We start from the raw sequence: 17176 nt of genomic DNA, 5'->3' as shown, positions 1-17176 counted from the left end.
GGCAGGATTGATCATGGCTTGATTAAAGAAATACTGATTGTATAGGGGATCAAGCTGTGCGCTTACATTAAAAGAACAGCAAGCAATAAAGACGAATAAAAGCCTATAAATTTTCTTCATTTGATTATCTCTTAATTAGTAAAAACCCAGTGATTCTTTTATCCCCATTACCCTTATCGATGACATAATAGTAATTACCTGTGAGCAGTTCTTCACCATTATTAGAGAGGCCTTCAAAGACATTAGAACTATTATTGTAATTGTTTATGTCAAAAACCTTATTACCTAATCGATTGTAGATGCTTACCGAATTATTAGTATATTCTGTAATGTTTTCAATTTGAAGATAGTCATGCCTTCCATCACCATTCGGAGTAACCACATTATAGACATTGATTTCTGTTGATGCTTCGGCTAACACAGTCCCGAAAACTGCGAATGAGAACTCATTTAGACTGGTGGTCACTGTGACAATACCACTGTATTCCCCAACTGTATTAGCATTAAGTCTTACAGTAAACTCTTCTGTAGAGAGAGGTGCTATTGTGGAGGGAGCATTAATTACTTGAAATATTGGATTGTCTGACACAATGTTTTCGATCTCAATTGAAGATTTTGAGCTCAGGTTTTCTATACTAAAAATCTTATCAACATTAACATTAATGACAGTGCTGCCTAAATTGATATCTTCATTTGAAATGATAATGGAGTCTGTGTCATTATTGATAATATTAAGTCCGATTATTTCGGCACTGACATTAAAAGTAAAGTTTGGACTATTAAAGCTATTATTACGAATTGTTATCTCACTGTCATAGTCTCCCAAAGCGTTTGATGAAAATTGCACCGTAAATTGTGCCGGAGACCCAGGGCTTATTGTATCAGGTGCGGCTGTAATTACAAAATCTTCTGATGAGGACAGGAAATCTGAGATGATAAGGTCAGAATTCCCACTATTCAAAATAATCAATTGTGCTTCAATTACTTCTCCTGGTACGGAAGTTCCTAAATCTATAGGCTCAGGCTGATTATTGGCAATAGCACTATTATTTGCCGAAAATACAGAGATCTGAGAAAAACTTAGGTTAAAGCCACCCAAGGATGCAGAGCCTCCAATGGTACGCAAAAAGACTTGGCCATTGGAGCCTTCACCTACTACTGCATTAATTAATGTATCTGAAACTGCAGTGAATGAATCTGCATTGATGCCTCCAAAGCTTACTTCGGAGGTAGTAGATAGATTCGCTCCAGTAATATTTATAGTTTCGCCTGGTGATGCAGAGACTGGACTAAAGGAAGTTATTATTGGTGCGGGGATAAATTCAAAACCTGCTCGAGTGGCAGAGTCTGCTAGATTCCGTACTAGGACGTCTCCTGTTGATCCTTTTGCCACAGTGGCATTTATGATTGAATCAGACTCCACTGTAAAAGAATCTGCTGAAGTTCCTCCAAAGCTTACAAAATTCACTCCATTGAAGCCACTTCCATTTATAGTAATGTTCATTCCTTCTCCAGCAATAGGTGGGTTAAAATCTGTAATGTTTGGAATGGACAGCGTTTCTTGAGAAGAAGGGTTTCCAGAAACAGTTGTTCGATTATAAACTTCTAATCCACCATCTCCATTATATTCATATATTCTGATGTGGTAAGTTGTTCCCTCTGAAAGTTCAGAGAGTGTAAAGTTATTTCCATTACCATTGTAGACTACAAAATTTCCTGTACCTAATTCCTGCCCTGCACCAAAAACTGAATTTGCTGTATAAACAGATCGATTATTTGGGTTTGAATCTACAGAATTATTTTCTCTAGCAATTACGAGCCTTCTTGAACCATCTCCATTGACCCAGGCAATATCCATTTGAGAATCCGTGACGTTTGAAAAAGTAATACCGGAGGCTTGAATAGATGGTGCTGAACAACCTGGGCCATCATCTTCAAACGTCCAACCAAAATCTTCAATTAACGATGATCTCTCATCATCTGAAACACAATAATTTAAATTTTGAGCACCTAAAATTATATCGGTAGGAATCTGAGATTCTCCTGCAGATAATGTTGCCCAACCGATCAAAGTAGAGTCATAATTAAATGTAGATAGATCTGAATTAGTAAAAAAGGATTCCATCCCAACAGGCCCACTTGATTCTTCTTCAAAGGGTAAAACTGAACTGATATCCCAGTTTTCAAGATTTTGATTAAATGAAGTGGCATTCCAAAACATTCCACCCATGTTGGTGACTTTTGCTACATTCCAATCGCTTAAGTCACTATTAAATGATGTTGCCCCATTAAACATTCCAGCCATTTCTGTAACGTTTCGAACATCCCAATTACTTAAATCTCCACGGAATGAGGTGGCATCTGCAAACATTTCATTCATTCTCGTTACATTCCCAACATTCCAATCACTTATATCTCCGTTAAAAGCGGAAGCTTCCCTAAACATTCCGTCCATAGATGTTGCATTATTAACACTCCAGTTGCTTATGTCATTGTTAAATGAAGTAGCTCCCGCAAACATATTGCTCATAGAATTAACATTACTAACATCCCATGAATTCAAGTTTCTATTAAATGAAGTGGCACCACTAAATATGGAGGCCATTTGTGTTACATTGCTTACATCCCAATTGCTCAAATCGCTATTAAAATTTGTAGCCTCTCTGAACATGGAGCTCATGATGTTTACATTACTGACATCCCAGTTATTTAAATTGCTATTAAATGAAGTAGCATTTTCAAACATTCTTTCCATATCCTCAATGGTGCTCACATCCCAGTCGCTTAGATCGCCTTCAAAGTTTGTAGCGCCAGAAAACATGTTTCTAAAGGATGTAGCATTTCTTAAGAGAGGTGTATCTGTTGCTTCTAATACCAAATTGACACAATTTGAAAAAGCACCATCCATACTAGACCATTCTTGATCACCCCATTGTTCTATAGTTAGGATTTCTGCTCTATCCTCTGCAGAAAGATTGAAATTCTGAAAATAAATTCTAGGGAAATCTCCTGAAATGGAAACTTCATAAATGTCCCCGTTATTTAATTCAGCTATAGTGTAAGTTCCAGTAATTGCAGCATCTGAACCATCACCTTCCCCCGGATTAGTAAGGTTTGACCAAGAAACTTCATAAAAATAGATCAAAGATCCGAAAGTGTAGGTAGGGATAGTGATTTCATTATCAGATACTTGCCAAGTGGTTACAAAGGGTTCACATTGTAAGATATCATTATTGATTGTCCAATTCAAGGCAGTTCCAGTTAAGGTGGTTCTACTATCTAAAGCATTGCAATAAATTAGCCCATTTGCTCCTAAAGTAACGTTTGTCGGTGTAGCAAAGAAAGATTCCCAACCTCTCAATGTGGCGTCATAATTAAGTTTTGATAAACCGCTGTTATCCAGCATCCCTGCCATAGTAGTGACATCCCCAATATTCCAATCGCCCAAAGGTTGATCAAATGAGCTCGCCCCCGAAAACATATTGCTCATATTGGTGACATTAAATGTAAACCAATCTGTCAAAGACTGATTGAATGAGCTTGCATTGCGAAACATTCCATTCATTGTCGTAACTGAACTGACGCTCCAATTACCGATGTCTTGATTGAAAGAAGTAGCGCCATCAAACATTTGACTCATGTTCTCGACATCAAAAGTTGACCAATTACTGATATTACCATTGAAAGATGTTGCTCCAAAGAATGTACCGGTCATGTCTTTAATAGAACTCACCTGCCAATTATTCAAGTCGCTGTTAAATGATGTTGCTAAGCCAAATGTTGCCAAAAGACTAGTTACCTGACTTAAATCTGGTGCATCGGTGGCACTAGAAGTTAAGTTTTCGCATTGCCAAAAAGCAAAGTACATGGTTTGCCACTCAATATCTCCCCATTGTTCAATGGTTTGAATTTTTGCTGCATTTGCAGCGCCTGAACCCAAAAAATAAATAGCCGGGAATGTCCCAGAGATTTTAATTTCGTATGTGTCACCATTATTTAAATCGTCAATGGTGTAATCAGTTGAAATTTCAGTATCTGACCCATTTCCCGCTCCAGGGTTTGTTAGGTTGTTCCACTCAATATCATAATTGTAGGTTAAGCTATCCTCAGAAATAATTGGAATGGTAATTCCACCATCTGTGGTTTGCCAAGTGGTGATAAAGGGATTCTGAGCGCTTATTTTAGATATGAAACCAGCTCCAAAAAATAATAGCAGAAAGAAAAATATCCGTTTTTTCATGGCAGAGATGAGAATTTTAAAATATTGTATATAAAGGTATATAAAAAAATACTAAGAAAACAATAATATTTTTTACTAACTATATTCTTAAATAATTGATAATGATGTATTTACCCTAAACGCTTAATAACAAGAACTATCGATTTTTAATCAGCATTCATTAGATAATTACACCTAATTATTCGGAAGAAGGTCATGGGAAAGTAAAAAGAAGTAATTTTTTGAGATGTAAATATTTTCTTTAGTGCGCAAATGTTGAAAGGTATAGGCAAATAGGAAAATAGGGGTTATTTTTCCAGTAATAAGGCTAACAATGCTTGTGTTTTTATTGATGCAAATAGTTGCTCAGACTTTTCAAGTTTGCGATACACATCAAGAGGATCCACGATTAAGGTTTGTTAGTTTGGGTCTTAAAGGGGGTTCTTTTATTAAAAAAACCTTCTACCAATTCCATGTTTACTCAATAACTCAAAATCAAGCGAAACCATTAAAGAATGAGTTCCAAAACCGGTCAGGGCGGTGTTGTTGACAGGCAATTCAAAGGCATAGCCCAGTTTGAGGGCCTCACCGACCTTCATCTGTGTGTTGAGGCCAACGGTGCCGAAGTTTCTGAAGGATGCCCCAAGCCATATGGCCTCGTTCAACAAGAAGGAAGCGTTCAGGTCTAGGGCGTAATTGTCCCTGTCCATATACATCAGCAAGATTGAAGGTTTGAACTTGAGGGCAAAGAGCTGGTCGAATACGTAGCCGGCACTTAGGTAATAATGCCTACGGTAGCGGGTGCTTTCTATACCGCCATCCTCTATATTGATATCCAGCATCCTGGGGACTGAAAGGCCCACATAATAGTCCTTGCTCATGTACCAGAAACCGACCCCTATGTTTTCCTCCGTCACACTTGGTTGAGCACTCGAGAGGACCACATCATCCACATACTGCAGGGTCAAGCGCTCATAATCATAATTAATATTGATCAGGCCTGCTTGCAGGCCCATTGAAAAGACGTCACCGGTCGCGGTAGAAATTTTGTAGGAATAGGCCACGTTGAACTCGGTATTGCTGTTGATGCCGTAGGTATCGTAGATGAGTGTGCCTCCTAACCCTACCTTGTTATTGAAGGCCGAACTGGTTACGTTAAGGGTGTTGGTCACGGGTGCACCGTCAATCCCAGCCCATTGCAATCGGCTGATGGCGGTGGCATTAAAGACATCGTTAACCCCGGTATAGGCAGGATTGATCATGGCCTGGTTGAAGAAATACTGGTTGTAGAGGGGGTCGAGCTGGGCCTTTAAGCCAAACGGGAACAAGACTGAGGCAAACAGTATTAATTTAAATAAATTTTTCATTTCTTTTTTCATCTTTTGATAAGTATAAACCCACTGAACCTCCCGGAACCATCGCCTCGGTCTATTACATAATAGTAGTTGCCGGTGAGCAGTTCCTCCCCGCTGTCGGAAATACCTTCGAAGATATTTCCAGTGTTGTCATATCGGTCGATCTCGAATACTTTGTTTCCCCAACGGTTGTAGATGCTCAGACTGCTGTTGGGGTAGAGGTCGATGTTTTCTATGAAGAGAAAATCATGCCTTCCATCCCCATTAGGGGTGATGACATTATAGACGGTCAATTGTGGCTCTTCTTCGGCTATGACTTCTGCCACGGCATTGAAGGAGAAGTCATTGATGCTGGTGGAAATGGTGATCTGTGCTGAATTGATCCCGACCCGCCTTGAATTGAGGGTGAGGGAAAACTCCTCTAACCCCCCTGCAGCCACCGATGCCGGGATATCGGAGACGGTGAACAATGGATTATCGGTGGTGATGCCGTTGATCTGCAGCGTTTCCGACTCGCTCAGGTTTTCTATCCCAAATATTTTGACTATGTCCAAGTCGACAAGAGTCTGGCCCAAGTCTATGTCCTCATTGGAGATGACGAAACGATCTACTGTATTGTCCTCGTTGGTGATGAACACGACCGCTTGTCCACCCGAAATCACTGCTCGGACGTTGAAAGAAAAGACCTCTTGACCGGGGTCGTTGGAGGAAATGGAGATGGTCGATTCGAATTCGCCCACCTGATCGGCAGAGAAGGTTAAATTGAAAGAAGCGGAAGTGCTAGCGGCTATGCTGATCGGCAAAGTAATGCCGGATACTGTGAACTGCCCGCTCGTGCTACCAATATTGCTTATCTGAAGTTCGGCAGTCCCCAGGTTGAAGATGTTAAATGACAAGCTCAGTCCATTGTTTTCTTCTGTTGTTCCAAATTGGACTACCTTGCCAACTAGTCCTGCACTATCCCTAACTTCCAGTCGCGGGACTGGGACAGGATTTACATTACCGGATAGGTCTATCTCAAATCCGCCGAGGTCTGGGTCATTGCTGACAATGGTCATGGTATCGGTAAAAAAGCCTACAACATCCGTGCTCAAGAGCAGGGTGATGGCCAAAGATTCCTCGGGCATTAGTGTCAGTGGAAAATCCAACTCTTCAAATGAGAATGCAGAGCCGTCATCCAAGAGTATTTCGGTGATGACTAACTCACTGGTGCCCGTATTTTCGATTGTAAGCGTCTGGCTGGCAGTTTGCCCTTGGATTACCTCGCCAAAATCTATTAGGCCTGTGCCGGAAATGAGCGGGCTTCCATCGTAGATGACGGAAATTTCTTGCCCATCGGCTGCCACAATGATACCCTGAAGGTCAATGATGAAAGCGCCTTCATCCGGATCATCGCTGTTAATGGTCAACTGGTCGGTGAAGCTGCCCGCTGCAGCGGTGCTCAATGTAAGGCTAAAGCTGGCGGTGCCACCGGCCGGCACAACAGCAGTGGCAGGGCTAACAGAAAAATTGCTATCTCCCCTCAAGGTCAGAGAAGAGATGTTCAAATCAGTGGTCCCCAAGTTGTTGATGACCAGTTGCTGTTGGACATTACTACCAACTGTGCCTTGACCAAAATCAATGACCGAACTGCCTGATACCAATACTGTTGAAGCGTTTATAACTTCAATTTCTGGTTCTGAAATTCCAATGACCGTTCCTGATAGGTTTATGACAAAACTACTTTCATCTGCATCATTGCTGAAAATCGTCAATACATCTGAAAAATCACCTGCTAAAGTGCCATCTAAAGTCACTGTAAAGTTTGCAGAGCTCCCAGCTGCAATTGGAGAGGAAATGCTAGAAACGCTAAAAGCTGATCCATCATTAAAATTGGCGCTATTGATGGTTAGCTCTGCAGTTCCAATATTATTAATGGTAAAAATTTGAGTTGCTTCATTGGATTGCACTGCATCTGCTAAGGTTATTGTACTACCTGTGCTAAAAGGAATAGTACCGGCTAGTAGTTCTATTTCCGGTTCTGCTGTTGCTGTAATCGTTCCTGATAAGTTGATCACAAAATTGGTTTCGTTTGCATCATTATTAGAAATGGTCAAAATATCGTCCCATTGCTGAGGGATAGCACTGGAAAGTGTAATTGTGAAATTGGTTGTGCCACCAGCATTAATAGTTGCCGGTAAAGTGATGCCGCTAATGGAGTAAGCAGTGCCCGCCGTCAATTGCATGTCGGATATTATTAAATCTATGGATCCTTGATTGGTGATTGTAAAGGTTTCGGAGCTGGATTGGTTTATCAGAGCGGAGCCAAAATCTACCAAATCTGTCGAAGTCAAGTTGGTAGGTTCATTGAGGACTTGAATTTCTGGGCCTAGGAAAATATTAGTCGGATTACCCATTACACCGATATTAACATTATAATTTTCGGTGCCGCTTGTGCCGTTATATTCGAATACTCGTACATGATACTCTGTTCCAAATGTCAAGTTTGTGAGGGTAAAAGTGTTTCCTGTACCATTGTAAACCACAAAATTGCCGGTTGCCAACTCATCACCTAAGCCAAAAGCTGAGTTAGCGTTATAGGTAGAGGCATTTGCAGGTGTTGCATCTACCGGAGCTCCGACTTTCACTACTACAATGCGGTTAGTGCCATTTCCAATATCCCAGCCAACATCCATTTGAGTCGTGCTTAAATTAGTAAAGGCTATGTTGGATACCTGATTCGTGGGTTGGGTGGCTAGTGTGCTTTGATTGGCCGGATTGCCACTTAGCGCACTGATATTATAGCTTTCTGTCCCTGAAGTGCCATTGTATTCAAATACTTGCACATGGTAAGTCGTACTAGCATTCAGTCCGCTTAGAGTAAAATTATTACTATTACCGTTGTAAACTACAAAATTCCCTGTTCCTAAATCATCGCCTGATCCAAGAACGGAATTGGCGTTATAGGCAGTGGCGTTTGCAGGTACCGCATCCACTGGAGCCCCAGCTTTCACCAGTACAATTCTGTTACTTCCGTTTCCATTCATCCAGCTGATTTCCAATTCAGAAGCAGCAAGGTTGGTAAAATTGATACTACTTGCTTGAGCAGTAGGCTGAGTGGCTAAAGTAGATTGGCTATTTATTGAACCGGTTGAAATGTAGTTCTCATTGCCTGTAGTTCCATTGTATTCAAAAACACTCACATGGTAGTCTGTACCACCTACTAAATTTGTTATAGTAATTGAGTTTCCAGTCCCGTTGTAGACTACAAAGTTATCTGTTCCTATTTCCGTTGCGCCATCGCCAAAAGCAGCATTAGCAGTGTATGAATTTGCATCCGATGGAATTGCATTCACTGGAGCACTATCTCTCACTATTACAATTCGATCAGATCCGTTTCCACTAGTCCAATTAATGTCCATCTGATTGACACCAATATTGCTAAAGGTGATGTTTGATGCTTGGCTCGAAGGTTCACATATTCCTCCATCATCAAACGTCCAGCCAAAATTCGCAATTATATCAGCTCGAGCTGCTGCGGCAGAAGGAGAACAATAGAAGATGTCACGTGCATCAAGAGTAATGTTGTTTTGAAGGGGAAGGCTACTCCAGCCTTCCAAGGTGGCATCGTAATTAGCAGTGGAGAGGCCTGATCTGTACAGCATATTGTTCATTCCATCTGTGCTCGATATACTTACTACTGCGCTGACGTCCCATGCGGCTAGACTTTGATCAAAAGCAAGGCTATTAAGAAACATCCGATACATATTGTTTACGCTGCTTACATCCCATGTGCTTACATTTTGATTAAAACTGGTGGCAGAAGAGAACATGCTAGACATGTCTGTTACGGCTGCTGTTCCTCCATTTAAATTCCATAGCAGCGGTGCTCCACCATTATTGAATGCAGATGCACTATTGAACATTCTAGACATATCAGTCACACTAGTCACATCCCAACCCCCAATGTTTTGATTAAAATTATTGTTGTAAAACATCTGAGACATATTGGTCACGCTACTGACATCCCAAGTGCCAATGTCCTGATTGAAACTATAGAAACCAGAAGTATTGTGAAACATGCGAAACATATTAGTTACGGCTCCTGTTCCTCCGTTTGTATTCCAGAGTAAAGCAGATCCACCATTATTGAAGTTTGAGGCATCACGAAACATGTTGGACATATCGGTTACGCTGGTTACATCCCAACCCCCGATGTTTTGATTGAAAGAACCAGCTCGAAAAAACATGCCAGACATATTGGTCGCACTGCTTACATTCCAAGTGCTAATAGCTTGATTGAAATTAATTGCATTCGAAAACATTGAAGCCATATTGATTACGGCTGATGTTCCGCCATTTGAATTCCATAGCAAAGGGGCATCTCCATTATTGAATTCAGTAGCTGAAAAAAACATCAAAGACATATTTTCTACTTTACTAACATCCCAGCCACCTATATTTTGATTAAAATTAGAGGCAGTAATAAACATTTGGCTCATGTTTTGTACTTCTGATACTTCCCAGCTGCTAATGTCTTGATTGAAACTAGAGGCACCACTAAACATACTACTCATATCTGTTACTTGAGACACATTCCAGTCACCTATGGCTTGATCAAACTGAGCTGCATTCTCGAACATTCTGGCCATATTTTGTACTTTAGCAGTTTTTACTCCCCAATTTAATGCTTGACTACCATTATTAAAGTTTGAAGCATTAGCGAAAATAAAACTCATGTCTAACACTTCAGAAACATCCCAATCACTAATGTCCTGATTGAATAGCGAAGCATTAAAAAACATTGAGCTCATATTCTCTACACTACTCACATCCCAATCGCTAATGTCTTGATTGAAACTAATTGCACCACTAAATAAGCTGTTCATATTACTGACGTTTGACACACTACTACCCCAAGTCAAAGGTTGGCCACCATTATTAAAGGCAGTGGCATTTTGAAAAAAGCCACCCATAAAATTCACATTAGATAAATCCCAATTGCTTATGTCACTATTGAAAGCAGAGGCACCGTTAAAGAATCCAGTCATATTTGTTACATTAGACAAATCCGGAGCATCTACTGCAGGGATTGTCAATGCGGTACAACCAAGAAATGTAAAGGTCATAGTGGGACTCCAGACAATATCGCCCCATTGTTCTACGGTTTGAATTTTATCTTTTTCCGAACCGTTAAAAAAATAAATTCGCGGAAATGTTCCTGAGATTTCTATTTGATAGGTTTCATTAGGGGCCAGTCCCGAAATTAAGTAAGGGGTATTACCAATACCTGAAGCAAGACCATCACCGACTCCAGTGCTGGTTAGGTTGGTCCATTTAATGTCATAATTATAACCTGTACCGGTTGTTGGAATAGTAATGTTACCATCTGTTGTGGACCAGGTGGTGATAAATGGTCTACCTATCCATTTACTAGCAGGATTGTTTATGGCAGTAGCGGTATTAAACTTCTCTCCTCCTGTAGCACCATTATATTCAAAAACACTGAAATGATAGGTCTGACCAGCCGTTAAGCCTGTCACTGTAAAGCTGTTTCCACTGCCGTTGTATACTACAAAATTACCTGTCCCGACAAGGTCTCCATCACCAAAAATAGTATTTGCATTGTAGGTAGTATTGTCAGAAGGGTTCGCATCGACAGGACTTCCTGCCCGGGCTACTACTATTCTGTTTGCGCCATCGCCATTCGTCCAATCGAGTGTTAATGAAGAACTGGTAACATTGCTAAAGCTAAGATTACTGGCTTGGGTTATAGGTGCAATGACTGCTTGCTCGTACCAAAGTATCTCGGTTCCTGCTTGGTTATAAATTACGATGTCTAAATCTCCATCTTGATCCATGTCCACAGGAGTTACAGTATTCGGAGTATTAGCTGTGCTTGTGATGGCTTGCTCTGTGAAATTCTGTGATCCATCGTTGATTAAAAATGTAACTGTATTATCATCTTGAGCTGAAGTGACAACATCCATATCCCCATCTCCGTCAACATCAGTTACCACAACTGAACTGGGGCCATTTTTAGTGGTCAACGTTCGTTCAGTGAAAGATTGGCTCCCATTGTTTTCAAACCAATAAACTGTGTTATCTAAAAATCCAGTTGTAAATATATCTACATCACCATCTGAGTCAATATCCGCTGCATATACATCATTTGCCCTACTGGCGGTTGTTGTAATTACTCGTTGTGTGAAATACTCATTCCCATCATTCTCATACCAGGCAATTTTATCATCAAGAAAAGAGGAACTCAGCAGATCCATGTCTCCATCATTGTCCATATCTGTAGCAAACAAACCACTTACAAAATTCACGGTTTCTATTCCACTTAGCACGTCTCTCCCTGCAGCAAAAAATGGACCTGTGTTTTCGTACCATCTGATCCTTTGAGGAGCGGGGATGGATGTGCCAAGGACAATATCCATATCTCCATCACGGTCCATATCAGCAGCTATAACAACACCAGGATCTTCCATAGAAAATGCAGTCACAAAATTTGTGCTGAAGTTTTGACTTCCGTCATTCTCCCACCAATTGACTCTACCAAAATCGGTCGTTGACACGCTTACGATATCTAAATCGCCATCTCCATCAAAATCAGCAGCAAATAGATCGCTTGCCTGGTCAACCTGAAAACCGGTGCCTATTACACGTTTTGTGAAATTTTGACTTCCATCATTTTCCAACCACGCTATTTCATCGGCAAAATAACTTGCACTAAGGAAATCTATATCACCGTCTCCATCCAAATCGACAGCTTTTAGTCCCCGTCCTCCGGATATCCCACCTAGAATTAAGTTTCCAGCAGGCAGAAAAGTACCGGGACCCGTCTGGCTGGCGACAGTAAATTGGAAGGTTTTGGCCACTGCAATTTCAGCTCCTGTCCCTAATAGACCAGCAGTTACCGTTACCGAAATAATTTCCGCAGGTTTAAAAGAGTTAGAAGGAGTAAAGGTGATGGTAGAAGTACCACCGCCCAAAAAAGTCCCGTCGATTAAACCTGAGAGGTTTCCAGAAACAACGATGTTTGTAGCATTTGCAGTGGTGCCATCAACGTTTAAATCAAAGTTTAAAACGATATTGCTATTCGTGGCCACGTTATTAGCATTGCTAGTTGGAGTGCTAGTGATCAGGTTTAAGGGATTTACCAGCTGAAAGGCACGCACATGTCCAGCACTCACACCATTCCCATTATTAAAAGGAGCACCAATTGCCAGGCGCTCACCATCTGCTGAAAGTGAAACTGATCTGCCTGACTCATTACCTGCCGCTTCCCCATCAATATCATCTAAAATCTGCGACCATGTCCCAGCTATATCTTCATAAATACGTACATGCCCTGCATCTAAGCCCCCTCCAGCATTAAGGCGAGCGCCAATTGCTACCCGATTCCCATCGGCAGAAAGTGAGACTGAAATGCCAGATCTGTCATCTGGTACTTCTCCGTCTATATCTGCTATCTTATTCCAAACTGAACCAGACCATTCGTAAATGCGGACATATCCAGCACTTCCAGTTAGAACTGCAGTTGCTCCAATTGCTACCCGTTGTCCATCTGCAGAAAGCGAAACTGACCAGCCGTACTCTTCATTTACTGCCTCTCCATTTATATCTACACCCACTTGCGTCCAGGTGCCAGCTATATCTTCAAAAATACGCACGTGCCCGGCTCTTGAACCATTTCCTGCATTAAAAGGGGCACCAATGGCAACCCGTTGTCCATTGGCAGACAGCGAGACTGAAAAAGCTGACTGGTCATTTGTATTCTCACCGTCTATATCTAACCCTATTTGCGTCCAAACTCCTGCATTATCTTGGTATATACGAACATGCCCAACATTTGCACCATTAAGACGAGCGCCAATGGCCACTCGCTGCCCATCGGCAGAAAGTGAGACTGAATAGCCTGACTGGTCACTTACTGCCTCGCCATCTATATCATCACCAATTTTCGTCCACACCCCTGCAATGTCTTCATAAACGCGCACATGACCAGTAAATCCATTATTACCAAGAGCACCAATGGCCACCCGATGCCCATCGGCAGAAAGGGAGACTGACCAGCCTGACTGGTCACCTGCTGCCTCACCATCAATGTCTAAGCCGACTTGTCCCCATGCCGAACCTGACCATTCGTAGATATGCACCTGTCCTGCATCTGTATCGGTTCCATCATTACCAGGAGCACCAACGGCTAAACGTAGACCATCTGCAGAAATTGAAACTGAAGAGCCTGATTCATCACTTGCTGCTTCTCCGTCTATGTCTGCACCGAGCTGTAAGGCTGGGGTTGCAGCTGGATTGTTTACCGTAAAGCTTTGCGAACTGCTTACACTACCAAATGAGGTAGTTACATCTACGGTGCCTGTCGTGGCACCAGGCATTACAAAGCCTATCAGGGTGGATTGATCGTTGGAAATTTCAAGACCAGTTACACCAGCTATACTTAAGGCTGTTAGGTCACCAAGGTTGGTTCCGGTGATGGTCACCAAACTACCGACTGGGCCTTCAGTTGGTGATATATTGGTGATGGTGGGGGCTTGACCCAGTGCTGAGTTTATACAGAGTAATGTACTAAATAGTAAGTATACAATTGATAATAACTTTTTCATTTTAGTTTATATCGTTTAAGAAAATATAAATACGTGGTTTGGTTTGAATTCCTGCATTCACTCTATAAAATAATTGCTTTGGATCAGCTGCAACTAAAAGGTTATGAAGGATTTCTTTGTGGAAGTAAGCTACAATCTTCGAGATTCAATACCGATCAAGGACGAAGCCCCTCATTTATTGTCCGAAGCTCGGGAATTATTGTCCGAAACTTTCGATTTACTTTTCAATATAAATATGGGATTTCCTTAACATTCAGGATTTGATCTTTTAACTTTAGCTTTCCACGTATTTTTTTACTCACATCACTGAAGTTTTGTATTATTGTGGATTATAATCTATGATACTGCAACTAAAAGACTTTCTGGAAGCACGGCTAGCACAAGAATTACCAGGGGATAATGCCCATCAGCAAATGATGGCTCAACCCATTGGGCAGCGCTTTAAGATGCAATATGAAAAGCCACCTAAAAAAGGAGCGGTGATGATTGTACTTTATCCTGATGAAGGGAAAATCTACTTCCCATTGATGCAGAGGCCTCCTTACGAAGGAATTCACGGTGGACAAGTCAGCCTACCTGGTGGAAAAATGGAAGATTCAGATGGTGATTTAATTGAGACTGCCATCAGGGAGACTTTTGAGGAAATTGGAGTGAAGATATCAGATAAAGAGGTGATCGGCAGTTTATCAGATTTGAATGTGACCGCAAGTAACTTTATTGTGAAGCCGGTGATAAGTGTGCTCAATAAAAAACCTGATTTTGTTAAGGATCCAAGAGAAGTAGAAGCAATTTTTAAAGCGGAAGTCCAACATTTGATTAATCCTCAAACATTGCAAGAAAAGGAATTGACCGTAGCCCAGACTGTCAGGTTAAAAGCTCCCTTTTTCGATATAGAGGAAAGGGTAGTATGGGGAGCAACGGCCATGATTTTAAGCGAATTTGTAGAAATTTTGAAAGAACATTATACCTAATGGAAAAACCTTTTATAACCAATGATGCTGTAGTTTTGGGTTTGCTAATGCTAATATTGGCAGCCGTTTTTATCACCGCGTCCAGTAAAAAATCTGGCTGGCAAAAATTTTACAGGTTTATTCCTTCTGTTCTGCTTTGCTATTTTATTCCGTCTCTATTTAACACTTTCGGGATCATTTCAGGAGATGAATCCAATCTGTATTTCATGTCATCTCGATATCTATTGCCTACAGCTTTGGTTTTACTGACCTTGAGCATTGATCTTAAAGCCATTGCCAGATTAGGAAAAAAAGCCATCATCATGTTTTTAGCAGGAACCACTGGAATCGTTATCGGTGGCCCACTTTCGATTCTGATTGTTTCTTCATTTGCCCCCGATATTGTAGGCGGTGTTGGACCTGATGCAGTATGGAGAGGAATGGCGACTATAGCCGGGAGTTGGATTGGTGGAGGAGCAAACCAAGCCGCTATGTTTGAAACGTTCGGAGCCAGTGAAGATTTATTCGCTACTATGATCACTGTAGATGTGATTGTAGCCAACATTTGGATGGCGTTCTTGCTGTATGGAGTCGGTATTTCCAAGAAGCTAGATAAAAGATTAAAAGCAGATGCCTCTTCCATCGAAGAAGTGAAAAATGGAATTGAGAAATATCAGGCTTCAATCATGAAAATACCCACTTTACCGGAAGTAATGACGGTATTGGGTGTTGGCTTTGGAGCTACTGCAATTGCACATTTTGGAGCAGATATTATTGCCCCTTGGATAGGAGAGGTTGCTCCTCAATTAGATAAATTTAGTTTGACTTCCTCTTTCTTTTGGTTGGTCGTAATTGCCACTACCATTGGCTTAGGGCTATCATTTACCAAAGCCCGCAAACTAGAAGGCGTAGGGGCTTCTCGCCTGGGAAGTGTTATGATTTATGTTTTGGTGGCTTCCATAGGGATGTTAATGGATGTAACGGCTATATTCGATAATCCAGGATTCTTTATGGTCGGTTTGATTTGGATGGCGGTGCATGTGATCGTTTTATTGGGTGTGGCAAAAATCATAAAAGCCCCTTATTTCTTTGTTGCAGTAGGTAGTCAAGCCAATGTTGGCGGTGCAGCATCCGCTCCAATTGTAGCCGGTGCCTTTCATCCAAGCTTAGCTCCGGTTGGAGTGCTTTTGGCAGTATTGGGATATGCGCTTGGTACTTACGCAGCTTATATTTGTGGATTATTGTTGCAGGCGGCAGCGGCTGTTTGAATGAAATCTATTGGAATTGTGTTACAGAAATAATTATATTTAACGAAATGTCGATCTAATGAATAATATAGCAGAAATAAAATCCACACTCCATCAATTCATTGCTGAAAATGATGATATAAAATTTTTAACGGAGCTTAAAAACTTTATGCGTAGTGAAATGGAGAAGAAAGAAAAAATAGTTGCTTATACCTCAAAAGGATTACCTTTAACCCAATCAGCTTATAAAAAGGAAATAGACGATGCAATTGCTGAAATAGAAAGTGGACAGTTTATTTCTCAGGAAGAGATGAACAAGAAAATTTGAAAGAATACGAGGTTATATGGTCAAAGAGAGCAATGGAATCGTTAGATTTTTATTGTGACATTATAGCCGGAGACTCTCTTTTTTATTCAGATTTAGTTAGAAAGGAAATTATTGAAACAACTGACAAGTTATCTAAAAATCCTTTTAAGTTTCAAGTTGATGAATATTATTCTGATAGTACGCTTGAGGTTAGAAGATTTTTTCGCTGGAGCTACCGGGTAGTTTATCTTGTTAAAGAATCCAGAGTCATGATCTTAAATGTATTTCATACTAGCAAGCATCCAACTACTATAAAATAGGAAACTTAGACCGCCACTTGCGCTATTTGACATTTGTAATGTCGAATAAAGATCATAGGATTTGTAATCCGTATGTGCCAAGTTTAATCTCTATTGCATATTATGGCTAAGCGGATTATAAATCCTTAGCTAATAGTTTCGAGATTACAAATCTCGAACAGCTACAAGC

The 17176-nt window shown here is 40.9% G+C and carries 8 protein-coding genes; 5 read left to right on the top strand and 3 right to left on the bottom strand.

Translation table 11 applies throughout. The annotated features are described in order from the left end of the window. Positions 1-124 precede the first annotated feature (124 nt). From B9Y84_RS19765 to B9Y84_RS19755, 3 genes are all read right to left on the bottom strand, one after another. Positions 125-4240 carry a BspA family leucine-rich repeat surface protein gene (locus B9Y84_RS19765; RefSeq protein WP_085519136.1) on the bottom strand — a complete coding sequence of 1372 codons (4116 nt, stop codon included), beginning with the start codon at positions 4238-4240 and terminating at the stop codon, positions 125-127. A gap of 428 nt (positions 4241-4668) precedes the next feature. Further along, entirely contained in the window at positions 4669-5598 is a 930-nt protein-coding gene (locus B9Y84_RS19760) for a PorP/SprF family type IX secretion system membrane protein (protein ID WP_085519135.1), read from the bottom strand. Beyond that, complete coding sequence (locus B9Y84_RS19755) at positions 5595-14183, bottom strand: BspA family leucine-rich repeat surface protein (protein ID WP_085519134.1); 8589 nt, start codon at positions 14181-14183, stop codon at positions 5595-5597. The genes B9Y84_RS19760 and B9Y84_RS19755 overlap by 4 nt, the downstream gene beginning before the upstream one ends. Before the next feature lie 103 nt (positions 14184-14286). On the opposite strand from B9Y84_RS19755, the gene B9Y84_RS20685 reads away from it, so the two are divergent. From B9Y84_RS20685 to B9Y84_RS21065, 5 genes are all read left to right on the top strand, one after another. Continuing rightward, positions 14287-14433: a hypothetical protein gene (locus B9Y84_RS20685; protein ID WP_176223855.1), complete on the top strand. Its 147-nt coding sequence runs from the start codon at positions 14287-14289 to the stop codon at positions 14431-14433. 88 nt (positions 14434-14521) lie between these two features. Then, positions 14522-15154 (top strand): NUDIX hydrolase, encoded by a 633-nt coding sequence (locus B9Y84_RS19750; RefSeq protein WP_085519133.1) that lies wholly within the window; start codon positions 14522-14524, stop codon positions 15152-15154. After that, positions 15154-16401 (top strand): DUF819 family protein, encoded by a 1248-nt coding sequence (locus B9Y84_RS19745; protein ID WP_085519132.1) that lies wholly within the window; start codon positions 15154-15156, stop codon positions 16399-16401. The genes B9Y84_RS19750 and B9Y84_RS19745 overlap by 1 nt, the downstream gene beginning before the upstream one ends. A gap of 58 nt (positions 16402-16459) precedes the next feature. Beyond that, a complete protein-coding gene (locus B9Y84_RS19740) occupies positions 16460-16708 on the top strand; it encodes a hypothetical protein (RefSeq protein WP_085519131.1) in 249 nt (82 codons plus the stop codon). Then, complete coding sequence (locus B9Y84_RS21065) at positions 16705-17007, top strand: type II toxin-antitoxin system RelE/ParE family toxin (RefSeq protein WP_394334695.1); 303 nt, start codon at positions 16705-16707, stop codon at positions 17005-17007. The genes B9Y84_RS19740 and B9Y84_RS21065 overlap by 4 nt, the downstream gene beginning before the upstream one ends. Positions 17008-17176 lie beyond the last annotated feature (169 nt).

Source organism: Marivirga sericea (assembly GCF_900177665.1).
GTDB classification, from domain to species: domain Bacteria; phylum Bacteroidota; class Bacteroidia; order Cytophagales; family Cyclobacteriaceae; genus Marivirga; species Marivirga sericea.
The sequence above is the reverse complement of the archived record's forward strand: the minus strand, read 5'-3'. Positions and strand labels throughout refer to the sequence as shown.